Origin of the sequence: Kaistella antarctica, from assembly GCF_900109615.1 — a bacterium.
Classification (GTDB): domain Bacteria; phylum Bacteroidota; class Bacteroidia; order Flavobacteriales; family Weeksellaceae; genus Kaistella; species Kaistella antarctica.
In genome coordinates, this window is sequence record NZ_FOIX01000001.1 from 211,617 (window position 1) to 235,940 (window position 24,324).

Consider the following 24,324-nt stretch of genomic DNA (forward strand, 5'->3'; position numbering starts at 1 on the left):
TATTTATGCAGGCGGGATAAAAATACGAAAACTTTCTACTTGCTAAAAACTTAATTAATCGCTAAAATCTTCGATGAAAACTTCAGACCCGCTTGTATAAATACCTTGTTGTCTGACGTTTTTATTTTTCAATAAGTACGTCCACATTGATTGATAGTTCACCAACTGAATATTTATTCCACACTCCAAAATAGTTCCGATAATATGTGTTTTTTGAGAAGGCAAAGATATTTCCACCGAAATATAATTTCCCTTTAAAATCTTCATTTACACGAACTGTTACAAAAAAATCTTGATTTGTCCATATGTTTTTGTCGGAAACATCTAAAGTCAATTTGTTGTTAACGATATCCTTTTCTGTAAATGTTAGCGCTAATTTTTCATTAGTTAAACTTTGCGAATCATCTGGGAAACCTTTTTTAGAATTTTGAATGTCAAAAAATATTGTTGCAGTGCCGTCAAATTTGAAAGATAAAATATTAACATTAATATTTTTTATTTTTAAGCGTTTTTTATTCTCAACTTTTATGGCGTATTCTCTTAATATTTTATTTTTATTTTCGGAATCATACCCTGAATAAACTCTTTTACTATTTGAAGTTCCATAATTTTTAAGTTTATATTTTTTTGGATTAATTACAACCGGTTCGATTTCTATAATTTTTTCCTTTAAAATAATGGTTTTATTAGATTTGAGAAAATTTGAAATTTTATTTTCATATAGGTGAAATCCACTTTCGTAAACTTTTAAATTTTCATTTTGATTAATATTTGTAAAATCCAAAGAAAATTCTCCATTTTCGTCGGAATAATCTCCATTATCATTATTTTCAATTCCAACTCGAACACCATAAATAGGTTTTCCACTCTCATTTAAAACTATTCCAGAAGTTTTTTGAGAATAATAAAATGAACTTAGCATTAAAAACAAGAAGCAATATTTAATTTTATTCATATTTTTTGGCGCAATTTTTTTAAAATGGCAGACAACGGTTGGGTATTTCTGTTGGCGGGACTTTTTATAAATGGTATTTGTAAATATAACAAATTGAACAATTAGCGAAAATCTTCATGATAGGAACTTCCGGCCCGCTAATAGAAATACCTTGTTGTACACAGTTTTTTTTTACATTTTGGTTATAAGTTCACATAGTTCAGCGTATTTTTTTCCATTGTAAACGTCAGGACTATTTCTTGTAACGAGATGATATTTTCCGTCAATTAAAACTTCCAGAATCCACTCGGCGCCGTCATTTATTCTGTTAGGATCTTGCGTTTGAATATTCCAAAAATCAACTTCATCTAGTTTAGAAATTAAATGATTCCATTTTTTATTGTTGACTTTTTTCGTGTAGTTTTTAATTAATTTACCTGTTTGATAACCTCCTAATCCATCTGTTTGGCGATATGTTACATTTATTTTATCAGCGAATTTTTCAACTCTGTATGTATAAGGATGATCCCATGTTCCTAAATTAGTGAACCGGATAATTTGCAAATTTTTGTCTTTTTTGTCAAAAATTATTGGTTCGTTAAGTGAATTTAAGTGTTGAGAATACCATTTGTTTGTGAACGTAGACAGTGAATCGTTTGGACCTCTATTAATCGTATCCCTCGGATATTTATTACTATCGTATGAAGAAAAATACAAATCTCCAGTGTAATCGTTCACAGAATTTTTTGGAATAATTATTTTGGTGCTAGTACAACTGATTATCACAAGTAAATATAAATATGGTAGAATTTTTCTCAAAGTTTTATTTTTGTGCGAAAATCTTGTTTAAAATTGTGTACAACGTTTTGCGGCTTTGCGATGGTGCGGATTAATATGACAACTCTTTCTATTATAAACTAAATTTCGAAATACCTAAAATATTTAAACATGCGAAAATCCCGCACTATTGCAAAACCGCTGTTAGCGGTTCGGGCTTTTTCTTTTCCAATTTTCTTTGTTACTAAAAGTTTCAAAGGAAAGTCGGGTTTCAATAAACTCTTCGTCAGTTTTAAGTTTTTTATTATATGCTTCTTCGGGTAAATATAGTATTGCTTCAAAATCCATTTCTTCCGGCATTTGAGTTGGGTCATTTAAAACACTTTCATAGTAATCCTTTCCATTTGCTATAACGCAGCATCTTACATAAAGAAAATAATCTGTAGAAAAAAATTCTTTTTCATTTTTGTATGAATCAGGTCCAATATTAGAAGCATAAATTAAACCGTCTAAATTGTATAATTTTTCTGCCATAATTTCAGCGAATTCTTGAATATCTTCAATGGTCATAGAAACTAACCTTTTTAATGCAGGTTTTAAAACAGCATCATCATCACCCGTTTTTTTCCAATTAAATGTTGAAATTATTTCCCAAAATATGTTTTCGTCCATTGGCTTATATTCTAAAATAGTTTTCTGTGGTACAATATTCAAGTCTTTAATTTCTAAATAACCTTTCCTAGTTTTTTCTTTTATTAGTTTTTCTATTTCTTTATAACATTCATCTTTTGAGCCCAATTCTTTTTCATTACTTCTTCCTTCTGTCCCTAACCTTCCCCATTGAACAAAATATTTTTCTTCAAATTGTTCAATTGTCCAAAATTTATTTGAATCTCCAGTTTGATTGATAAAATTCCGTTTCATTTATTTACTTAAATTTCTTATAATCGTCGGTTCTGTTTTTTTAGCCTGACCGCTAACGTTTTGCGGCTTTGCGATGGTGCGGATTAATATGACAACTCTTTCTATTATAAACTAAATTTCGAAATACCTAAAATATTTAAACATGCGAAAATCCCGCACTATTGCAAAACCGCTGTTAGCGGTTCGGGCTTTTTCTTTTCCAATTTTCTTTGTTACTAAAAGTTTCAAAGGAAAGTCGGGTTTCAATAAACTCTTCGTCAGTTTTAAGTTTTTTATTATATGCTTCTTCGGGTAAATATAGTATTGCTTCAAAATCCATTTCTTCCGGCATTTGAGTTGGGTCATTTAAAACACTTTCATAGTAATCCTTTCCATTTGCTATAACGCAGCATCTTACATAAAGAAAATAATCTGTAGAAAAAAATTCTTTTTCATTTTTGTATGAATCAGGTCCAATATTAGAAGCATAAATTAAACCGTCTAAATTGTATAATTTTTCTGCCATAATTTCAGCGAATTCTTGAATATCTTCAATGGTCATAGAAACTTACCTTTTTAATGCAGGTTTTAAAACAGCATCATCATCACCCGTTTTTTTCCAATTAAATGTTGAAATTATTTCCCAAAATATGTTTTCGTCCATTGGCTTATATTCTAAAATAGTTTTCTGTGGTACAATATTCAAGTCTTTAATTTCTAAATAACCTTTCCTAGTTTTTTCTTTTATTAGTTTTTCTATTTCTTTATAACATTCATCTTTTGAGCCCAATTCTTTTTCATTACTTCTTCCTTCTGTCCCTAACTTTCCCCATTGAACAAAATATTTTTCTTCAAATTGTTCAATTGTCCAAAATTTATTTGAATCTCCAGTTTGATTGATAAAATTCCGTTTCATTTATTTACTTAAATTTCTTATAATCGTCGGTTCTGTTTTTTTAGCCTGACCGCTAACGGTTAGGTATTTCTGTTGGCGGGGACTTTTTATAACAAATCTTTGTAAATATAACAAATTGAACAACTAGCAAAAATCTTGATGATAGGAACTTCCGACCCGCTGATAGAAATACCATGTTGTGCGTTCGCTCTTATTTTGCGGATTTTACTTTTCATTTAAGATTTTAGTTTCGAGTTGAATTCAGCATGTTCAATCCAGCAATTGCTAAACCATTTTTGGGAAATTCTTTCAATGTCAGTTCGTAATATTCTTTGGCTTTCTGTCCATTGTTTATTTGACTATAACAGAAAGCAATATTGCAAAGACCCATTTCTTTATAGGTTAGTTTTGAAGAACTTAAAAGTGTCAAAAATCTGTATTTATCAATCCACGAATTGCGTGTGAAATATTCAACACTTTTTCTAAAGAAAAAAATTGCTTCTTCATATTTTTTTTGATTAACTAATTTCATTCCTTGTCTATGATCTTTTGCAACGAAATTTCTTAATCCAAATGATAAAATTAAATATGTCAATGCTCCAAATATAAGAGGTTCTTTACTTCCAAATAGAAAATATAAATACACTAAAATTCCCACCAATATAAGTTGAGGAACTACAGAAATCCAAGCGATTTGTTTAATTGTAGGAACATGTGAAGCCATATTTTTGTGTCAGTTTTTCTTTTAGAAATGTTATTTTAGAGTGACGCACAACGTCCGGGTATTTGTGCAGGCGGGATAAAAATACGAAAATTACATACGTGCTATAAATTTGAAAAATAGCGAAAATCTTCAACTGAAAACATCCTACCCGCTTGTATAAATACCTTGTTGCGCGATGTTTTTATTTGCAGTTTTTTTGTTTTTCGATTCTCAGATATTTTCTTTAAAAAACGCATTGATAATCTTCCACTAAGTTTGGATAAAATAGCGCGCAACGGTTGGGTATTTGTGCAGGCGGGATAAAAATACGAAAATTAACTACTTGCTATAAATTTAATTAATCGCTAAAATCTTCGACTGAAAATTTCCTACCCGCTTGTATAAATACCTTGTTACCAGAAGCGCCTGTTTCCATCTTCCAAATAATTCTTTTGAATTTGATCATTTAGATGTTAAAACTCAAAATTTTTTTATTTATTCAAGCAGTTTTGCGCCATGATTTTGCAGTTTTTTGGTTTGTCTTTTTGCGAGAACTGTTTTTTTAGTTCAGTTTTTATTCACAAAGTTGGTTCGCAAAGTTTGGTTTGATATGTTACCAGAAGCGCCTGTTTCCATCTTCCAAATAATTCTTTTGAATTTGATCATTTAGATGTTAAAACTCAAATTTTTTTTATTTATTCAAGCAGTTTTGCGCCATGATTTTGCAGTTTTTTGGTTTGTCTTTTTGCGAGAACTGTTTTTTTAGTTCAGTTTTTATTCACAAAGTTGGTTCGCAAAGTTTGGTTTGATATTTAATTCCAGCGCAATTTCTTGTCAAAAATAGAGTAGAAGTAGCTTGGAACGTTACCAAGTAAACGTCGTTGATAATTTTGTCTAAATCAACGCTTTCGGAATATTTGGCGGAGTTTTCAGAGTCAATAATAGAAACAGAATTTAGACCTTGTGCGCAAAGAAAGTTTGGTCTGAATTCAGTTTCTTTAAAGTTCAAATTTTGATAATTTCCGACCCTTTAATTTGATGCGAAATTTTCAATGGCGTTGCTGGTAACGGTTGGGTATTTATGCAGGCGGGATAAAAATACGAAAACTTTATACATGCTAAAAACTTAATTAATTGCTAAAATCTTCGATGAAAACTTCAGACCCGCTTGTATAAATACCGTGTTGTAGGCAGTTTTTATTTATCCGTGATGAACATAAATTTTGGTTACTTTATTGTTTTTATCAAATGTCAAAGTTAAATTTCCAGTATTAATTCCGCGTTTTGAATAACCAAGATAATAAGAGTATTCAGTATCAGTTTTAGATTCTGGATTTCCGAGCAATTTTATGACTTCAGTTTTATTCATGCCAATAATTTCATATTGATTTCTTAGATCATTCATCATGTCCCATCTTAAACTCCAATTTTCTTCGGCATTTAATTCAGAGTTTTTCCAATTTTCCGAATTGAATTTTTCATGACTAACTTTCCCGCAACTTAAAGCGATAAATAGAATTACGATATATAAGAATGAAGTTTTCAAAACCTGTTATTTTTGAGACGATACTTTGATTAAAATTGACTACAACGGTTGGGTATTTATGCAGGCGGGATAAAAATACGAAAACTTTATACTTGCTAAAAACTTAATTAATCGCTAAAATCTTCGATGAAAACTTCATACCCGCTTGTATAAATACTTTGTTATGCGGCGTTTTTTTTATGAAATTCCTATTTTTTGTACTTTTTTTATTTTCCATTTATTTTCATCTTTTAAGATGTAGACCAAATATGTTACAGAACATCTGATGTTACAAGAATATGTAACTGTTAAGACTCCGTTGTTAAGATTTCCGTCAAAATATATGTGAGAAAATTCTAGAACACCAGAGAAAGTTTTATATTTATTTGCCCAATTGTCAAACGATTCCTCAAAAGGCAATGTCGATAAATCTTTGAATTTATATTTTTGCGAATTATATTTTTCAGCGTTAATTCTTGATATTAAATCGTCTGAAATTTTAAATTTTGTAGGAATTTCTTTTAAATCATATTCATGAATTCCAGTCATTTCATTTCTTATTGCAACAATTCTGCTTATGGTGTCCTTTCTAATTGAGTCTATTTGTTTTTTTGAATAATCGAAACCTATATAAGTTCGTCTGTCAATTAAGGTTGAATCAACAATATTTAAGAAGGTATCATCAATTCCTTTTTGTTCAATATTTTTAGTCTGTCTGTTACAGGAAAAAATTGAAAGAAGCAATATTAAATAAAATAAGATTTTCATATTCAGGCGCGATGGTGGATAAAATGTCGCATAACTCCCAAATATACGCAACTTTCACAAACTAAAAAAAAATATTATTTAGGGTGAAATCCACGCTGTCAAATGATTACCTATGATATAACTTTACAGTTATACAAAATACGCAAGTTTAACTATTTTAAATACGCAGCTTGAACTATGGAAAATATGCAGTCCTCTTTTGATAGAAAATTCTTCACCCCAGAAGAAGCAACCCATCGCGACAAGAAAATAATCTGGATTAAATTTCCGAAAGATTTTACCTTATTAAAAATGCTGAAAACTGTTGCAAAATGCAAATGGTCTCATAGCCAAAAATCATGGTACGTCACCGATAATAATTTTAACCGAGACCTTTTTGGCTTAGAAAAAAGAATCGTTGGCAAAGACGTCTTGCTAAAAATACATGGCAATAATTTAGCCCAGTTTCAAAAATATCAAAATCAACTTATTCTCAAAGGATTTAGTCCGAACACCATCCGCGTTTACTCCCTAGAATTTGCTCAATTGCTCTACACCCTCAAATCTTTTTCGGTCCAAAACCTCACCAAAGAAAAATTACAAAGCTATTTTCTCTATTGTCACAAAGAATTAAATATCTCCGAAAACCAGATCCACAGCCGCATGAATGCCGTGAAATTCTATTTCGAAAAAGTATTGCATCAAGACAAAATGTTTTTTGATATTCCCCGGCCCAAAAAACCTCTGCTCCTGCCAAAAGCCCTCAACACCGCCGAAATCACCAAACTCATCAGCGTTACCCATAATCCAAAACACAAACTGATCCTTCAATTATGCTACGGCATGGGCTTACGCGTCAGTGAAATCGTCAACATCAAAATAGAACACGTGGACTCGAAAACCATGAAGGTCCTCATCGCCCACGGAAAAGGAAAAAAAGACCGCTACGTCAATTTACCCCAAAGTATTTTACTCGATTTACGGCTTTATTACAAAGCCTTTGCTCCCAAAGTCTATCTCTTCGAAGGACAGGCTGGCGGCCAATACGCCCTCAGAAGCGCCCAATCTGTTTTTAAAATATCCATGAACAAAGCCCGCATTAAAAAGACAGTCGGCATTCACAGTTTGCGCCACTCTTACGCCACTCATCTCTTAGAATTTGGCACAGACATCAGCTTAATTCAGAAATTATTGGGACACAATGATATTAAAACAACCTTGCAATACACCCAGGTTTCAGACCGCACCATTTCTAACGTGAAGTCTCCACTTGATCACCTCCAAAGTCCAAAATCCTAGCCTTGCGCGTGGCTGTTTTCCAAATCCTCTTTCTTCATTATCAAAAAAGACAACCGCCTCTTTAAAACTTATCATCTGTAAAATGATTTCTCAGGTCAGGAGCAACCAGATTTTCGCTTCTTACAAAACCCGTCCCGCTGTCCGTTACAATTCCTCGCTCGGCGCTCACCGCCCGAGGCGGCTCGCACCTCACTCCGGGATTTTCACTTCCATCGCGGCTAGGTTGAAGCGCAGTTACTATCTTAAAAAAATACGAAGCTCACCCTAACAATGTTATATATCATCTCCTTCCGCGCACCCATTTTAGCAATTCAATCTAAATCTTTTGTAACTTTATCTGGCTAAAAATCAAGTCCTAAACATTTTTTTATCATTACCATTAAATAATTAAAATCATATATTATGAGTGCTAATACCAAAAATTTACGAAACGTGGTTTTGCTCGGACATTCCGATAGTGGCAAAACCACGTTAATAGAAACCATGTTGTACGAAGGCGGGGCGATTAAGCGCCGTGGCAGTGTAGAAGGTCAAAACACGGTGAGCGATAATACCGATTTGGAACATGAAAAAGGGAAAACACTATTCTCGCATCAAATGTTCGTGAACTGGCGAAATAATAAAATCAATATGATTGATACGCCAGGCTTCGATGATTTTATTGGCGAAGTAGTTTCTTCCTTAAAAGTGGCCGACACCGCCATCATCGTACTGAACGCAGCCAACGGCGTAGAAGTTGGCACCGAACTCGTTTGGGAATACGTCGAAAAATATCAGACACCTGCGATTTTCGTCATCAACCAAATGGATCATCCCAAAGCCGATTACGATAAAACTTTAGAACAGGCCAAAGAAAGATTTGGCACCAAACTTCTGCCGATACAATATCCTTACAATTCCGGACCGAATTTCAATTCCATTATTGATGCCTTAAGAATGGTCATGTATGAATTCCCTGCAAATGGTGGAAAACCTGAGAAAAAACCTATTCCCGATAGCGAAATCGACCGAGTAAACGCCATGCATAATGCCTTGGTTGAAATTGCCGCTGAGAACGAAGAAGGTTTAATGGAAAAATATTTCGAAGAAGATTATCTTTCAGAAGAAGAACTTGCACAAGGATTAACCCTCGCTTTAGCCAAACAACAATTCTTCCCCGTATTTATTACGAGCGGTTTAAAAGATATGGGAAGCGGCCGCCTCATGGGCTTCCTCGATGATATTGCTCCCTCACCCGCTGAAAGACCAGCCCGAAAATTAGAAAATGGTGACGAAGTTTCTTACAACTCCGATGATAAAACAACCATCTTTATTTACAAGACTATTTCTGAACCTCAAGTTGGAATGATCTCTTATTTCAAAGTTCTGAGTGGAACTTTAAAACCCGGCGACGAATTAGTCAACGCTGAAAATGGCGAGACCGAACGGATTTCTCAATTATTTGTCGCGGTCGGCAAAGACCGAATTCCAGTTACCGAATTGGTGGCGGGCGATTTAGGCGTCACCGTGAAATTAAAATTTGCGCGTTCAAACCACACTTTAAACACCAGAGGTCTCGACCGAAAAGTTCGCCCGATGGAATTCCCAGAAAGCCGTATTAGAAAAGCCATCTACACCGATGCCGCCGCCGATATGGAAAAACTGGTGACTGCTTTGCATAAAATTCAGGAGGAAGATCCAACTTTAAAAGTTGAACAGTCTGCCGAATTAAACCAAACCATTCTTCATGGTCAAGGTCAACTGCATCTCGACTTGGTGAAAGAAAGACTAGCCGATGACTTTGGCGTTAAAATGAATTTCGCAGATCCAAAAATTTCTTATCGCGAAACTATTACCGGCACCGCCGATGCCGACTACCGCCACAAAAAACAATCCGGTGGTAATGGTCAGTTTGGAGAAATCCACCTCCGCGTCGAAAATTTCTACGAGGGTATGGACGAACCGACTGGTTTCAACATCCGACAAAAAGAAATTGAAGAATTACCGTGGGGCGGAAAACTAGCGTTCTATTGGTGCATCGTTGGTGGAGCCATTGATAACCGATATATTGGCGCCATCAAAAAAGGAATTATGCAACAAATGAATGACGGTCCATTGACGGGTTCTCGTTGCCAAAACATCCGAGTAATCATCTACGATGGAAAAATGCACAGCGTAGATTCCAATGATATCTCGTTCCAGCTTGCAGCGGCGGGGGCTTTTAAAGAAGCCTTCCATCAAGCGACACCTCAGCTTTTAGAACCGATGTTTGCCGTAGAAATTCTTTGTCCAGATGAAGATACTGGCGATGTGATGGGAGATTTACAAACCCGACGCGCTCTTATTTCAGGCATGGATTCGGAAAGTCATTATCAGAAAATATTGGCAGATGTTCCTTTGGCAGAATTACATGATTACGGTTCTACCCTACGCTCTATCACGGGTGGCCGCGCGAAATTCAATATGAAGTTTGCAGATTATCAATTGGTTCCCGCAAATGTGCAACAAGCTTTAATTAAAAAACATGCGCAGCTGGAAGAAGCTTAATTAAATGAGAGCCAAGGTCTGAAAGTGACCGGTGAATTTTTTAAAACTTTTCTACAGAAAAACCTCGATTATGATCGAGGTTTTTTTATATCAGATTGGTGAAATAATTATTTTGAAAGATCAAATGAAACTCCCACATTCATTTGGAACTGATTATTCAAGTTTTTGTAAGCCTTATCATCGTCACTATACTTAGCAAACGGAAGTTGCGCTTCTGCAAAAAGTCCAAATCCTTTGGCAAAGAAAACCCTCGCTCCCAAATGACCACCAAAATTTTTAAGACCTAAATTAAGACCTGGATAAATATCGATATTTTCTGGTAGTCCCAAAACACTTCCTAAGTTGGCGTTGAATCTTGCTTTAAGATCAAAACGGTCACCAAATGAGGGTTTTTGGAAACCATCAATTTCATCTGCACCTAATAAATAGCCTGCCTGAGCACCCAGTGAAAAACTTTCTCCCAGACCAAAATCTAAAGAAGTCATAATTCCTGTTGCCCCCTTTTGCAAGTTCACCCCAATTTGGTAACGCACGTCACCAGCTCCTTTGAAAGCGTCAGATTGAGCATTTGCAAATCCGAAAACTGCCATCGTTGCAGCTAAAAATATTTTTCTCATAGTCTTTATATTAATTTTTACGGGTGCAAAGGTAAACATTCTGACTCGTGATTTATTTCTTTGAAATTTTATACAACTTTCCACTGTCTGTGATTCCGTACAGATTCCCATCTTGTCCGCTGAGCACATCACGGAAACGTTCGTTTTTATCTTCGAGCAACCATTCTTCACCTACGACCTTATTGTCTTTAATAACCAAACGAATAATTTTCTCACCGCTCAAACAGCCTAACATCAAATCATTTTTCCATTCATCGATATTTCCCGTGTAGAAAGTAATGCCACTCATCGAAATAGAAGGATCCCAATAATAAACGGGCTGTTCAGTTCCAACTTTTTGCGTGGTTCCTTCATTGATTTTTTTCCCGCTGTATTCGATTCCGTAAGTCACGTCGCCCCAACCGTAATTTTTTCCAGGCTGAATCAAATTGACTTCATCGCCACCTTTTGGACCCATTTCAGCTTCCCATAATTGTCCCTTCCCATCCATTGCCAACCCTTGGGGATTGCGATGACCGTAAGAATAAATCTCCGGTTTATATTTTGAATTTCCGAGGAAGGGATTTCCTACAGCTGGTTTACCATCTTTGGTAATCTTTAAAACTTTTCCCAAATACGCCATCGTATTTTGCGCTAAAGGTCTGGTCTCCATATCAGAACGTTCACCCGTGCTGACAAAAAGGTTTCCGTCTTTATCGAAAACCAAACGACTTCCATAATGCAATTTTCCATCATAAGTTGGCGTGGCTCTAAAAATAACCTGTGGATTTTCTATTATCTTTTCATCAGCAGAAAGTTTTCCTTTACCGACCGAAGTGTGATTTCCGCCTGAAACAGGTTCAGAGAAAGTCCAGTAGAGCATTCTGTTATTTTGAAAATCAGGATCAAGCGCCACGTCTAGCAATCCGCCTTGTGCTTTGGCATCTACCGTCGGAAAGCCTTCAATTTTAGAAATCGTTTTTCCATCTTTAGAAACAATTTGCATAAAACCCGATTTCTCAGTAATTAAAAATCGCCCATCAGGTAAATTGGTAATTCCCCACGGTTTTCCTAAATCAGAATTAATGACTTCTACAGTGTAAGGTGTTTTAGTTTTAACTCCTGCAACTCTGGTCTGTCCTTCAAAAGCTGATTTAAAAGTCGGCGAATTTTTCTTCGCCGTTTCTGGATTTGAAGTTGCTTCGTTTGCGGACGCAGATTTTTCTGAAGACGAAGAGGTTTGCGAGTTTCCTGTGCAAGATGCTATAAACAGCAAAGCAAAAAGAGAGGAAATTTTAAAAATTTTAGTTTTCATAATAAGAGAATTTAGTTAATCATGAGGATTTTAAAAATACAAAGATTATTCCGTCAAAAATTTTATATTTGATTAAATTTAGAAAGAATGATTAAACAATTCGTTATAATACTTACACTATTTGCTTTTAGTTTCATTTCCTCTCAAAATAAAAGTTTTGTGTACGAATTGAAATTTAAGACAAATCCTACCAAAGACAGTCTTGCCACTGGAAAATTTGTGCTGGATATTAGTGAAGGCAAATCCATGTTTAGACCATTAAAGGAGAAAGAATCAGATTCTACATTTCACGCGACGAAAAGAATAAGTTTCATGTCCACTTCGTTTAAAGATTCTAAAAGTGTTTTCAAAGATTTGAAGACAAAAGAAACCAAGAAATTTATTAGCAATTTTCAAAAACTATTCAGCATCAAAATTGATGAACATTTGATTTGGCAAATTCAGAATGAAACCAAAATAATCTTGGGAATGAAAGCTCAAAAAGCCACCACAACTTACGGCGGTCGAAATTGGGACGCTTGGTTTACTAATGAAATTCCTTTGCAAGAAGGACCGTATATTTTCCACGGTTTACCGGGTTTGATAACTGAAATTCACGATATCCAAAACAATTATACTTTTTCATTAATTCAAATTAAAAACTCCGACGGAAAATTATATGAGAAGGAAAAAGCCTTAGCAATTTCCTGGAAACAATATGCAAAATTAGCCTTGGATTATTATTCTGATCCGACCAGAGAGATCAATGGGAAAAACGCGGGAAGCACTATCATGATTACGAAATGGCAGGACGAAAAAGGAAATGAGTTTACGCCGAATTTTAAAGAAATGAATGAAAAAGAGCAAAAGCAAATACGGGAAAACAATAATCCGATTGAGTTGAAGCAGAAGATCAATTACTTGTAAATAACTTATTGATTTTCCCTATTTCAGCTCATCTAATTTTAAATAAGCAAACCAAATTCACTCTTTTCTTTTCCGTATTTTTGCACCATGAAATTCGAACTTCAATCAGAATATAAACCAACCGGCGATCAGCCAAATGCTATAAAAAAGTTAACCCAAGGACTTGAGATCGGCGAGAAATACCAAACGCTCCTTGGAGTCACTGGTTCGGGGAAAACTTTTACGGTGGCGAATGTGGTGAATAACAGCCAGAAGCCGACTTTGGTTTTAGCCCACAACAAAACTTTGGCAGCCCAACTATTCATGGAATTCAAAGAGTATTTTCCAGATAATGCCGTGGAATATTTTGTCTCTTATTACGATTATTACCAGCCCGAGGCATTCATCGCTTCAACCAATACTTATATTGAAAAAGATTTATCCATCAACTCCGAAGTTGAGAAATTAAGGCTCTCGGCCATCGCGAGTTTGCTTTCCGGTCGTAGAGATATTTTAATTGTCGCATCTGTCTCGTGTATTTATGGTGTGGGAAATCCTCAAGAATTTCAAAAGTCACTTATTTCCATTGAGAAAAATCAAAAAATAACCAGAACCAGTTTGCTTCATTCTTTGGTTAATGCCTTATATTCTAGAACTTTGAACGAATTTACGCGCGGAACATTCAGAGTGAAAGGAGATGTTGTTGACGTGTTCCCAGCTTATGCGGACAATGCAATTCGATTTCAGTTTTTCGGTGACGAGATAGAGACCATTCAAAGTTTTGATCCCGTATCTGGGAATGTTATGGATAATTTTCATGAGATTAAAATTTATCCAGCAAACCTTTTTGTAACGTCCAAAGAAACGCAGGTAAGCGCCATTCGTGAAATTCAGGATGACATGGTGAAACAGGTTGATTTCTTTCAAGATATAGAAAAACCTTACGAAGCAAAGCGTTTGCAAGAACGGACCGAACTGGATTTAGAAATGATGAAAGAACTCGGTTACTGCAGTGGAATTGAAAATTACTCCCGTTATTTCGACGGACGATTACCAGGCTCCCGACCTTTCTGTTTATTAGACTATTTTCCGGAAGATTATTTAATGGTGATCGATGAAAGCCACGCGATGATTCCACAAGTTCATGCCATGTACGGTGGCGACAGAAGTCGGAAAGAAGTTTTGGTCGAACATGGTTTCCGTCTTCCCGCAGCGATGGACAACCGTCCCTTAAAATTTCCGGAATTTGAAGCCATTCAAAATCAGGTTATTTACGTGTCTGCAACGCCTGCCGATTATGAACTTGAAAAATCGGGCGGTGAATATATCGAACAACTGATTCGTCCGACTGGGTTGCTCGATCCGATCATTGAGGTGCGGCCTTCCCTCAATCAAATTGATGATTTAATTGAAGAGATTCAAAAGAGAGCGGAAGTTGACGAGCGAGTTTTGGTGACGACTTTAACCAAAAAAATGGCAGAAGAGCTGACCAAATATTTCACCAAGTTCGGCATTAGAACGCGTTATATTCACTCCGATGTAGAGACTCTGGACCGTATTCAAATTATGCAAGATTTACGAGTTGGGTTGTTTGATGTTTTAGTCGGCGTTAATTTACTGAGAGAAGGGTTGGATTTACCTGAAGTTTCTTTGGTCGCCATTTTAGATGCGGATAAAGAAGGAATGCTTCGTTCTCGAAGATCGATGACCCAAACGGTTGGAAGAGCAGCGAGAAACCTCAACGGAATGGCCATTCTTTATGCGGATAAGATGACGACTTCCATGCAGTCTACCATCGATGAAACGCTTTACAGAAGACAAAAACAAATGGAATACAATGAGAAGCACGGCCAAGTTCCGATGGCTTTGAATAAAAAAATATCAGAAATATTAGTCGGCAGAAGCAAAGATTTCCCCGATGAAAAATATACTCAAAAGCAAATTTTGCAGGAAGTTGCCGAACAAAAAGCGAAGTACGGTAGTGAAGATATCCAGCAATTAATTGCTGAAAAACAGAAATCTATGGAGAACGCAGCAAAAAATCTTGATTTTATTAAAGCAGCTAAATTCAGAGATGAGATCAACGCCCTGAAAGCGTAAAAATTTAAACTAAAAAGGAGTGACCGTTAAAAGTCACTCCTTTTTTATATTCATAGAGGGCTTGTTTAAATCGGCACAAAAATAACTGCAGCAATCGCAGCTAGAGCAATCGCTACGGAAGAGAAAACATCTACTTTTTTCGCTTCACGCACATCGCTTTTGTTAATAACAATCGTTTCTCCCGATTTTAATTTTCCGTAAATTTTTTCGTCATCTAATTTTACCACTTCTACTTTTAGAATTTTTGCGTCCGTAGTTTGGATGGTATATTTCTTATACAATTCTAACGAATTATTTTGCATCGGCTTGTTCATGCTTACTACTCGTGTTTGGCAAGAAGTTAAGAGCATCAAAAATAAGAATATAGCGAAGATATTTTTCATTCAATTTTTTATTTGGTCAAATTTAATAAAATTAATGGTGATGAGCCTGATTTTATCTACTTTTAAAATCGGCTGGCATTTAAATCCTGCGCAATCAACCAGGCTTCACTCCAACACGCTTGAAAATTAAATCCACCGGTGACGGCATCAATATTTAAAACTTCGCCTGCAACATAAAAGTTGGAAAGTAATTTAGATCTCATATTCTTAAAATCAATTTCCTTTAAATCTATTCCACCCGCACTTACGAATTCATCTTTGTAAGTGGACTTTCCGTTAACTTTCATTTTATTTTGACAAAGATGTTGAAGGATTTTTAAAAGTTCCGGTCCGGAAATATTAGAAATATTTTTATCCAGATCTACTTTTGACAACCACAGAATTCGATGCCAGAAACGAGTCGTAACCTCAAATATTTTCGAACTACCGATGGTTTTCTTTGGATGCTCTCGTCTAAAGGTTTGAAAAGTTTCTTCGGCTGACTCTAAATCAATTCCTAAAAAATTAACTACGATTTCAAATTGATATTTCAAAGCTGCCAATTCCCGCGCTTTCCAGGCAGAAAGTTTTAAAATTGCCGGGCCAGAAAGTCCCCAATGGGTGATAAGCATCGGTCCAGATTCGTCCATTTTTAACTGTGGAATAGAAACTTTCGCGTAAGGGAAACTGGTTCCCATTAAATCTTTTAACGTATCATTTTTAATATTAAAAGTAAAAAGGGACGGAACGGGTTCGATTATTTTATGTCCGAGTTCCTGAATCATTTTTAAAGATTTGGGAGAGCTTCCGGTGGTGTAAATTACATAATCAGCTAAATAATTATTCGTGCTTGTTGTTATTAAATATTGGTTCTCTTTTGAAGCGATTTCTAAAACAACCGATTTAGTGTGCGTTTGAAAATTCTTATTGGAAACTTCTTCTTGCAAAATATTAATGATTGTTTGCGAAGAGTTGCTTTCTGGGAAGATTCGATTGTCGTTCTCAATCTTCAACGGGACTTTTCGTTTCTCAAACCAGTCCATCGTATCGCCAGGTTGAAATTTATGAAAGACGCTTAATAATTCCTTATTTCCTCTGGGATAAAATTGCACCAACTCTTTCGGATCAAAACTAGCATGCGCCACATTACATCTGCCGCCACCCGAAATCTTTACCTTTTGCAAGACATCTGAGTTTTGCTCTAGAATAGTTACCTCGAATTTACTTTCATCTAGGTTTGCTGCACAGAAGAATCCTGCTGCACCACCGCCGATGATAATGATTTTCTTTTTTGTCATAATTTATTGAAATAAGCCAACTGTCCTGAAGCGCTACACCTAATTGATTGGCTTTTAGAAATGAGCTGCAAAAATACAATTTTTCTAAACCATCATTAATGCTTATTTTTGCAAATTATCAATAAGCTTAAATCGATGCGAACGCTGCGCCCCGACTTGAGTGGAGCTCTCCGCCGTTCGACGGGGGAAGCGGGAACGGAAGGCGGATGAAGGCGCCCAAACTACAAAAACAAAAAAATGTCTGATTATCATTATAAATTCGAGGTGCGTTGGAGCGATATTGACGCCAACAAGCATTTGGCGAATTCGTCTTATGTGATGTATTGTGCGCAAACCCGAATGGCCTTTATGAACACCCATAAAATGGGTCTTAAAGAGTTAAGTTATTGGGGAATTGGACCCGTAATTTTGCATGAAAGATATTCTTTTTTCAAAGAAATCTACGCGGATCAAACCGTTTTTGTGTCGCTTGAAATTGCGGGAATGTCGGAAGATGCAAGCATCTACCAGTTTGTTCACAAATTTTATTTGCCAGACGGAACGCATTGTGCGACCGCCGAAGCAACGGGAGTTTGGATTGATACCATGTTGAGAAAATCGACCACGCCACCCGATGATGTTTTGGAGGTGATGACTGAATTTAAGAGTGAAAACGTGAAGGTTCTGACCAGACAAGATCTAAAAGACTTGCCCTTTAAACCGGAGAACAAAGAAGCATTTCACAAGAAAAACACCTTTACCTGGAAGAAAGATAAAGAAGAAAAAACAGAGGATTAAACTCCTAAATTTAAAAATAAGAATATGTTAGAAGATAAAAATCCTGAGTTAACTCCCATTTCCGCCTATGGTGAATTTGGTTTAATTAAACACCTTACCGATAGCTTTAGTTTTGAGAATACTTCGACGGAAGTTTCGATTGGCGATGACTGTGCAGTTATCAATCCAGAAGGTCAAAAGGTAGTTGTAACGACAGATGTTTTGGCAGAAGGTGTTCATTTCAATTTGGGCTACGTTCCTTTGAAACATTTGGGTTATAAAGCAGTTGTGGTGAACCTCAGCGATGTGGCTGCGATGAATGCAATGCCTACTCAAATACTTGTCTCGCTCGCGATTTCGAGCCGTTTTCCAGTGGAAGCTTTAGAAGAAATTTACGCTGGGATTTCTATGGCCTGTAAACATTACAAGGTCGATTTGGTGGGTGGAGATACAACCAGTTCTACCTCTGGATTGGTGATTACGATCACTGCTATTGGGTTGGAACATTCTGAGAATTTAATCAAAAGAAACGGCGCTAAAGCTAATGACTTGTTAGTAGTAACTGGCGATTTAGGCGGAGCTTACCTGGGTCTACAAATTTTGGAAAGAGAACATTCTGTATTTCTGGCCAATCCGAATATGCAACCAGAAATGGAAGGCTATGATTATATCCTGGAACGACAATTAAAACCTGAAGCACGGACTGACGTTAAGAAAATGTTGAAGGAATTAGATATTAAACCGACTTCGATGATTGATCTTTCTGATGGATTATCTTCAGAGACTCTTCATTTGTCAGATCAAAGCAAAGTCGGCTTTAGAATTTACGAAGAAAAAATTCCGATGGATTCTTTGACAATTTCGACAGCTGAAGAATTAAATTTAAATCCAATGATGTGCGCTTTAAGTGGCGGCGAAGATTACGAACTGCTATTTACCATTGCACCTGCAGATTTTGAAAAAATTAAAAATCATCCAGACTTTACCATTATCGGTCATGCTGTAGATTTGGATCAAGGAAATTATTTAGTGGCAAGAGGAAGCAGCGAATTGATTCCACTTAATGCGCAAGGTTGGGATGCTTTCCTGAATAAAGATAGTAATGAAAGACAGTAAATCTTCACCATTAAGTTTTTGGTTAAGGAATTGAGAACATTAAGATTTCCCATGGAAATTGAAGGATGGAAATTATAAATCATTAAAAGGCCTATTTGTTTAAATACAAGTAGGCTTTTTTAAGGTCTGTTGTTGACGAGATTTGATCTCTAGTAATAGTCCACAAAAAAGTCCCGATCTTACGATTGGGACTTTTAGTATTTCAGATTAAAGAGTTACTATTTCTTAATCAATTTATGCGTGCTTTGTGAACCATCCATCATTGTTACTTTGATAATGTATATGCCTGAAGCTACATTCTGAACATTAATTTTGGTAGAACCAGCTACATTTAGAACAACTTTTCCGGTCGTGTCAAATACTTGAACATTTTTAGTTTTCTGTTCAGATTTAATGAATACAACTTCTGTGGCTGGGTTGGGATATAAGCTGATTGTATTTTTATTTCCGGAAAGGTTTTCTACTTTTAAGAAAGTTTCACCACAGTTTTCATCATAATAAGTAGCACCAGAGAAAGTCCAACCTTTATTATCGATAAGTTGATTCATGTATTGTTGACCACCTGTACCATAACTTCTGTTACTAACACCAAATAAGCGACCTAACGGTGTATTGGGATTCTCCGCCCAACCTTTTAGCGTAGCACCAAAATTATTACAATCCATGCCGACAGAATCGAATATATTAGTCATCGTAACTACTGGCGAAAGTTGCCAGTTTCCTAAATTTTGGTTGAAAGTTTGTGTGCTGTAAAACATAGAGCTCATAGTGAGCGCATTTGATACATCCCACGATGATATATTTTGATTAAATACATAAGCTGCTTGAAACATAGAAGAAAAGTCAGTTACATTCGAAACATTCCAACCACTAATATTCTGATTAAATGAATATGCACCAAGAAACATTGCAGACATATTATTTACGTTTGAAACATTCCAGGCCGCAATGTTTTGGTTAAATGCATTTGCATTATAAAACGTATAGTTCATATTAGTTACGTTTGAAACATTCCAAACCCCAATATTCTGATTAAATAGTAGTGCATTTGAAAACATTCCAGACATATTTTGTAATTTCCCAACATCCCAACTTCCTATGTTCTTGTTGAATGCAGGCGTAGAAGCGAACATATAATTCATATCAGTAACATTTCCAACATTCCAACTATTGATATTATTTGCGATGGAGAAATTGGTGCAACTATTAAACATACTACTCATATTAGTTACCTTAGAAAAATCAGGGATATCAGTCGCTGTTATTTGCAGATTTTTAAAGTCATAAAACATAAATGATAGATCACTATTCCAACTGACATCACCCCATTGGATAATTTCAGTAATCTTGTCTTTATCAGGATCACTGTTGTATTGATAAGTGCTGGACAGCCTGAATATTCCTGATGGAACAATAGATACTAAGTAAGTTCCAATTTGCGGAACACTAAATTCCGTTAACCCACTGATTCCAGCGCCACTTCCTGTTATGGTTGCATTGTTCGATTTTACATAACTATAAGTGTAATCACCTTGTGTGGTTAACCTAATCTTAGCATCGCTTGCGTCACTAACAAAGAATTTAAAAATTAATGGTCGTTGTGCATTAGCAATTAAGAATGCGAAAGCAAAGAAGCTTAAAAAGTAGAATTTTTTTAACATAATTTTATTATATTTTGAATATTAACCGCAAAATTAATTATTTTAGTTGACAGTACCTGACAAGCACCTCTATTGATAGCACAAAAAAGTCCCGATCTTACGATTGGGACTTTTTATATTTTAAAACGCTTCTAATTATGCGTTTACTTCAGTCGGTTCAATAGATACAAATGATCTGTTGTTTTGTTTCTTTCTGAATACTACTTTTCCAGCGATTAAAGCGTGCAAAGTGTGGTCTTTACCCATTCCCACGTTTTCACCTGGGTGGTGTGTTGTCCCTCTTTGTCTTACGATGATGTTTCCTGCGATAGCTTCTTGTCCTCCGAAAATCTTAACACCCAATCTCTTAGAATGCGATTCTCTACCATTTTTGGAACTACCAACTCCTTTCTTATGTGCCATTTTATTTTAAGGTTTTTTGGTTAAAATTATTCAGCGGTTTCGCTGTCTGATTTTTTCGTTGTTTTTGCCGCAACTGGAGCTTCTTCAGCAACTACTGCTTCTTTCTTCGCTTTCGGTGCTGCTTTTTTCTCTTCTTTCTTATTATCGAAACCAGTGATTCCAGTAATTTGAATTTGAGTTAAAGATTGTCTGTGACCGTTTTTCTTTTCGTATCCTTTTCTTCTTTTCTTTTTGAAGATGATTACTTTATCAGCTTTCAGGTGACCTACGATTTCAGCATCAACAGTGATACCGCTTACAGCTGGGGCGCCGATTGTTGTAGAACCGTTTACAGTTAAAAGAACTTTATCAAAAGAAACTTTTCCTCCGATATCGCCTTTCAAACGGTTTACAAACAACTTCTGGTCTTGCTCAACTTTATATTGAAGCCCTGCTATTTCTACAATTGCAAACATTGTTTATAAATTTTGTTAGTTAATTCGAGGTGCAAAAGTAATAAATAAATTTGAGTTATCCACAATGCAAGTTTAAATATCTGAAAATCTTTTGAACCAGCCGGTTAACTTTTTAATTATTGAAAGAAAATGCTTTCCTCTTTTCAAATTAAAATTCGTCTTTTAAAGCGGTTTTTTAATTACTTTTGATTTTCAAATAAATTATGAAAAGAGATCTCTACATTGATTTTGCGAAGGGCTTCGCGACCTTAGCCATTATCTTCATCCATACCGTTTATTGGTCTGGCCAGTTTTATGTTCCAACTGAAGTTCGGGTTTTATCTTTGCTAATAGATGTTCCCTTATTTTATGCTTTAAGTGGAATAACCTCTGGCGGAAATATCGAAAAAACGTTCTACCGCTTGCTGAAACTGCAAATCACTTTTATGATTTTCGTGACTTTTCTTTTTTTCCTGGATTATTTTTTTAAAGTTTTCGGTTTAAATGTTTTCGGCCTGGATTGGATGAAAGACTTCTACTCTACCTTCGGTTCTAAGTATGTTCCTCAAAGTATTTCAGATGTTCCACAATGGCAAAACTTGGGAAACTGGTATCTTCATCAATATACGAATGCCGATACATTTCCTGTCGTCATGGGAAGTTTTTGGTATTTGAAAGTCTATTTTATTCTAGCGGTCTTTGGCGTTTTAATTCTGAAATTTTTCCCAAAGCACATCAATTGGTTTATAGGCTTGTGCTTGGGATTAACCCTTCTCTTTAATATTTTCCCGCATTACTATCCGACTGGCCAAGTTGGGTATGTGGCTTTGTACTTAGGAGTTTTCCTAATTGGACATCAACTCAGAGGAAAAAAAATTCCAACAAAGTTGATTCCTATTTTGTACGGCATTTTACTGCTTATCCTTGCTTTCCTATTCTGGAATTATGGCAAAGAGATTTTCTTAAAAATGAATAAAGCCAAATTCCCGCCTAAGTTATTGTATATTTTCTGGTCCAGCTTCTCGTTGTTGACGCTTTTTGTTTTGTACAATCGACTTAAAATCACTAAAAATAATTTCATCACTTACATTGGAAAAAATGCGATATTCTATTATTTCGCACAAGGGATGAGTTCCTCTCTGGTCTATTTTATCGTTGTTCAGATGAAAGACTCAATGCCTTGGGGATTGATGCTCGTTCTAATTTTCGGCATTAATATTTTCCTTGCAATCATTATTGCGGAAGGATTAAAGAAAGTTGACGCTTTCGGCTGGAGAATTCTGGAATTTATACGAAAAAAAACTGCTTCAGTTAAACCGAAGCAGTCAATCAATAGTTAAAAATAACTATTAATTAATCTCTTTTATTTCCTCTTGCAATAATTGCAATCAGGATAATCACGAACAATCCACCAATTACCCAATATAATGGATTTGTAAACCATTCTTCTGTTGTTGTTGTTTTAGTCGTTGTAACGTCAACATCTAAAGCTGGAGTTTTGTCTTGTGCAAATGCTACCACACTGAAAAAGAAGGTTAGCATAAAAATTCCGAATTTCTCCAATCTGTTTGTTAATGATAATGTGTTCATAATAGTTTATTTTTTTTAATGTTATTCTTGATTATTCAACATTTGTGCCACATTTGCCCTAAATGTTTATATAAAATTAGATTTGTGGTGTATTCTTCAAAACACCATCCTCTTCATGCCATGCTGTTTATTTGATTAAATTTACGCAAAAATTAAGAAGATGTTTAAATTAAGACTTTTGACTGATCCGAGATGGGCGAATATTGCCGAAGGAAATTTAGAAGAAATTTTAACCGATCACGCTTGGTGCGAACAGAAAGCAACGACCAACGCCATTACAATTATTACGATGTGCCCTGAATATCCAGAAATTGTAACGGAACTTTTAAAAATAGCTCAGGAAGAATTAGAGCATTTTCAAATGGTTCATGAAATCATTAAAAAGCGTGGTTACCAATTCGGGCGGGAACGAAAAGATGATTACGTTGGACAATTATTTAAATTCATTGTTCAAGGAACACGGAAAGAATATATTATCGACCGAATGCTTTTTGCCGCCATGATCGAAGCCAGAAGTTGTGAACGATTCCGAGTCCTGACTGAAAACATTAAAGATGAAGAACTGAAAACCTTCTACAAAGACTTGATGATTTCAGAAGCTGGCCATTACACAACCTTCATCGGGTTTGCACGTCAATTGGGCGACGTTGAAAAAGTAAATCAACGCTGGGAAGAATGGTTGGATTACGAGGCAACCATCATTAAATCATACGGTGTAAAAGAAACGATTCACGGCTAACATTTTTTTCTGCTATTAAGCTGAAATTTTCCTATTTTTACCATTATTCAAGGCTAAACCCGGAATTACTTCTTATGCAAAAATCCCAGTTTGAAAAAATCCTCAACATTTTGGCAAAATCCTTTTTCCAGGGATTGCTCATCATCGGACCTTTTGCATTAACGATTTGGATTATTTACTACATCGTTTCAAGTATCGACAATATTATCCCGGCATTGTCACAACAATTCTATCCTGGAATTACCTTCCTGATTGTTATTTGTTCCACGACATTAATTGGTTATCTGGGCAGCAAATTCATCATCGGACGAGTTGTGGTAGACAGTTTCGATTATCTGCTCGAACATACTCCCGGAATTAAATTCATTTACACTTCTTTAAAAGATGTGATGACATCATTCGTTGGAGATAAAAAGAAATTCAATCAACCCGTGCTCATTAAAACCGCAGAAAACCCTGAGGTTTGGCGCATCGGATTTTTAACACAAAGCGACCTTTCTTCCGTAGGATTTCCCGATTATATTTCGGTTTACTTACCGCATTCCTACGCCGTTTCTGGCTGGGTAGTTTTCGTTTTAGCGACCAATATCGTGACTTTGGATAATGTAACAGCAGCACAGGCAATGAAATTTGCGGTGAGTGGCGGCGTTGCTGGATTCCATTCTGATGACAATGTTTTCAAGGCTCCGGAATGATCAGTAATAAGTAATGGGCAATAAGTAATTTAATACCTATCGCTCCCATTTTTTTTATTATTTATT

Annotated in this window: 25 protein-coding genes and 1 pseudogene; 9 read left to right on the forward strand and 17 right to left on the reverse strand. The window is 35.6% G+C overall.

Going from position 1 to position 24,324, the window contains the following annotated elements:
* Positions 1-121: 121 nt before the first annotated feature.
* The 9 genes from BMX49_RS00990 to BMX49_RS01035 all read right to left on the reverse strand — a co-directional run bounded on the left by BMX49_RS00990 (position 122) and on the right by BMX49_RS01035 (position 6,505).
* Positions 122-955 carry a carboxypeptidase-like regulatory domain-containing protein gene (locus BMX49_RS00990; RefSeq protein ID WP_051803626.1) on the reverse strand — a complete coding sequence of 278 codons (834 nt, stop codon included), beginning with the start codon at positions 953-955 and terminating at the stop codon, positions 122-124.
* A 171-nt stretch (positions 956-1,126) separates the two neighbouring features.
* A complete protein-coding gene (locus BMX49_RS14560; RefSeq protein WP_126337168.1) occupies positions 1,127-1,498 on the reverse strand; it encodes a hypothetical protein in 372 nt (123 codons plus the stop codon).
* A 417-nt stretch (positions 1,499-1,915) separates the two neighbouring features.
* The gene (locus tag BMX49_RS01000; RefSeq protein ID WP_083380557.1) at positions 1,916-2,635 is read right to left on the reverse strand and encodes a DUF4240 domain-containing protein; all 720 of its coding nucleotides are present in this window, start codon (positions 2,633-2,635) and stop codon (positions 1,916-1,918) included.
* A 175-nt stretch (positions 2,636-2,810) separates the two neighbouring features.
* Entirely contained in the window at positions 2,811-3,176 is a 366-nt protein-coding gene (locus BMX49_RS01010; RefSeq protein WP_083380558.1) for a DUF4240 domain-containing protein, read from the reverse strand.
* Positions 3,177-3,182: 6 nt separating this feature from the next.
* On the reverse strand, positions 3,183-3,530 hold the full coding sequence (locus BMX49_RS14495; protein ID WP_083380559.1) for a WGR domain-containing protein: 348 nt from the start codon (positions 3,528-3,530) through the stop codon (positions 3,183-3,185).
* 223 nt (positions 3,531-3,753) lie between these two features.
* A complete protein-coding gene (locus BMX49_RS01020) occupies positions 3,754-4,233 on the reverse strand; it encodes a tetratricopeptide repeat protein (protein WP_034717822.1) in 480 nt (159 codons plus the stop codon).
* Positions 4,234-4,990: 757 nt separating this feature from the next.
* The gene (locus BMX49_RS01025; RefSeq protein WP_034717823.1) at positions 4,991-5,221 is read right to left on the reverse strand and encodes a hypothetical protein; all 231 of its coding nucleotides are present in this window, start codon (positions 5,219-5,221) and stop codon (positions 4,991-4,993) included.
* Positions 5,222-5,413: 192 nt separating this feature from the next.
* Positions 5,414-5,758, reverse strand: coding sequence for an outer membrane protein assembly factor BamE domain-containing protein (bamE, locus tag BMX49_RS01030; protein ID WP_034717824.1), 345 nt, complete (start codon positions 5,756-5,758; stop codon positions 5,414-5,416).
* A 177-nt stretch (positions 5,759-5,935) separates the two neighbouring features.
* Complete coding sequence (locus BMX49_RS01035; RefSeq protein ID WP_034717825.1) at positions 5,936-6,505, reverse strand: hypothetical protein; 570 nt, start codon at positions 6,503-6,505, stop codon at positions 5,936-5,938.
* Between the two features lie 177 nt (positions 6,506-6,682).
* Between BMX49_RS01035 and BMX49_RS01040 the strand changes: the two genes are divergently transcribed.
* A complete protein-coding gene (locus BMX49_RS01040; protein WP_246005098.1) occupies positions 6,683-7,783 on the forward strand; it encodes a tyrosine-type recombinase/integrase in 1,101 nt (366 codons plus the stop codon).
* Between the two features lie 402 nt (positions 7,784-8,185).
* Complete coding sequence (locus tag BMX49_RS01045; RefSeq protein WP_034717826.1) at positions 8,186-10,309, forward strand: elongation factor G; 2,124 nt, start codon at positions 8,186-8,188, stop codon at positions 10,307-10,309.
* A gap of 107 nt (positions 10,310-10,416) precedes the next feature.
* On the opposite strand, the gene BMX49_RS01050 is transcribed toward BMX49_RS01045, so the two are convergent.
* Together BMX49_RS01050 and BMX49_RS01055 are read right to left on the reverse strand one after the other, a co-directional pair.
* On the reverse strand, positions 10,417-10,926 hold the full coding sequence (locus BMX49_RS01050) for a DUF6646 family protein (RefSeq protein ID WP_034717828.1): 510 nt from the start codon (positions 10,924-10,926) through the stop codon (positions 10,417-10,419).
* A gap of 52 nt (positions 10,927-10,978) precedes the next feature.
* Positions 10,979-12,220, reverse strand: coding sequence for a PQQ-dependent sugar dehydrogenase (locus BMX49_RS01055; protein WP_034717829.1), 1,242 nt, complete (start codon positions 12,218-12,220; stop codon positions 10,979-10,981).
* An 87-nt stretch (positions 12,221-12,307) separates the two neighbouring features.
* On the opposite strand from BMX49_RS01055, the gene BMX49_RS01060 reads away from it, so the two are divergent.
* Together BMX49_RS01060 and uvrB are read left to right on the forward strand one after the other, a co-directional pair.
* On the forward strand, positions 12,308-13,126 hold the full coding sequence (locus tag BMX49_RS01060; RefSeq protein ID WP_051803628.1) for a GLPGLI family protein: 819 nt from the start codon (positions 12,308-12,310) through the stop codon (positions 13,124-13,126).
* An 87-nt stretch (positions 13,127-13,213) separates the two neighbouring features.
* Positions 13,214-15,205: an excinuclease ABC subunit UvrB gene (gene uvrB, locus BMX49_RS01065; protein WP_034717831.1), complete on the forward strand. Its 1,992-nt coding sequence runs from the start codon at positions 13,214-13,216 to the stop codon at positions 15,203-15,205.
* Between the two features lie 65 nt (positions 15,206-15,270).
* On the opposite strand, the gene BMX49_RS01070 is transcribed toward uvrB, so the two are convergent.
* Together BMX49_RS01070 and BMX49_RS01075 are read right to left on the reverse strand one after the other, a co-directional pair.
* Positions 15,271-15,588 (reverse strand): bacteriophage spanin2 family protein, encoded by a 318-nt coding sequence (locus BMX49_RS01070; RefSeq protein ID WP_126337169.1) that lies wholly within the window; start codon positions 15,586-15,588, stop codon positions 15,271-15,273.
* Between the two features lie 62 nt (positions 15,589-15,650).
* Positions 15,651-16,865 carry an aminoacetone oxidase family FAD-binding enzyme gene (locus BMX49_RS01075; protein ID WP_034717834.1) on the reverse strand — a complete coding sequence of 405 codons (1,215 nt, stop codon included), beginning with the start codon at positions 16,863-16,865 and terminating at the stop codon, positions 15,651-15,653.
* 237 nt (positions 16,866-17,102) lie between these two features.
* Between BMX49_RS01075 and BMX49_RS01080 the strand changes: the two genes are divergently transcribed.
* Complete coding sequence (locus BMX49_RS01080) at positions 17,103-17,642, forward strand: acyl-CoA thioesterase (RefSeq protein ID WP_034717836.1); 540 nt, start codon at positions 17,103-17,105, stop codon at positions 17,640-17,642.
* Between the two features lie 24 nt (positions 17,643-17,666).
* The gene (gene thiL, locus BMX49_RS01085) at positions 17,667-18,737 is read left to right on the forward strand and encodes a thiamine-phosphate kinase (protein ID WP_034717838.1); all 1,071 of its coding nucleotides are present in this window, start codon (positions 17,667-17,669) and stop codon (positions 18,735-18,737) included.
* A 218-nt stretch (positions 18,738-18,955) separates the two neighbouring features.
* Here thiL and BMX49_RS01090 read toward each other — a convergent pair whose 3' ends face one another.
* From BMX49_RS01090 to rplU, 3 genes and pseudogenes are all read right to left on the reverse strand, one after another.
* Entirely contained in the window at positions 18,956-20,398 is a 1,443-nt protein-coding gene (locus BMX49_RS01090; protein WP_051803629.1) for a BspA family leucine-rich repeat surface protein, read from the reverse strand.
* 135 nt (positions 20,399-20,533) lie between these two features.
* The gene (rpmA, locus tag BMX49_RS01095; RefSeq protein ID WP_034717840.1) at positions 20,534-20,800 is read right to left on the reverse strand and encodes a 50S ribosomal protein L27; all 267 of its coding nucleotides are present in this window, start codon (positions 20,798-20,800) and stop codon (positions 20,534-20,536) included.
* A 35-nt stretch (positions 20,801-20,835) separates the two neighbouring features.
* Positions 20,836-21,255 (reverse strand): annotated as a pseudogene (rplU, locus tag BMX49_RS01100) (50S ribosomal protein L21); the annotation flags it as partial.
* A 203-nt stretch (positions 21,256-21,458) separates the two neighbouring features.
* Here rplU and BMX49_RS01105 point away from each other — a divergent pair.
* Entirely contained in the window at positions 21,459-22,574 is a 1,116-nt protein-coding gene (locus tag BMX49_RS01105) for an acyltransferase family protein (RefSeq protein WP_034717844.1), read from the forward strand.
* Positions 22,575-22,587: 13 nt separating this feature from the next.
* On the opposite strand, the gene BMX49_RS01110 is transcribed toward BMX49_RS01105, so the two are convergent.
* The gene (locus BMX49_RS01110) at positions 22,588-22,824 is read right to left on the reverse strand and encodes a hypothetical protein (protein ID WP_034717846.1); all 237 of its coding nucleotides are present in this window, start codon (positions 22,822-22,824) and stop codon (positions 22,588-22,590) included.
* A gap of 160 nt (positions 22,825-22,984) precedes the next feature.
* On the opposite strand from BMX49_RS01110, the gene BMX49_RS01115 reads away from it, so the two are divergent.
* Both BMX49_RS01115 and BMX49_RS01120 read left to right on the forward strand, forming a co-directional pair.
* The gene (locus BMX49_RS01115) at positions 22,985-23,563 is read left to right on the forward strand and encodes a MiaE family protein (protein WP_034717848.1); all 579 of its coding nucleotides are present in this window, start codon (positions 22,985-22,987) and stop codon (positions 23,561-23,563) included.
* Between the two features lie 74 nt (positions 23,564-23,637).
* Entirely contained in the window at positions 23,638-24,258 is a 621-nt protein-coding gene (locus BMX49_RS01120; RefSeq protein WP_034717849.1) for a DUF502 domain-containing protein, read from the forward strand.
* Positions 24,259-24,324: the final 66 nt, after the last annotated feature.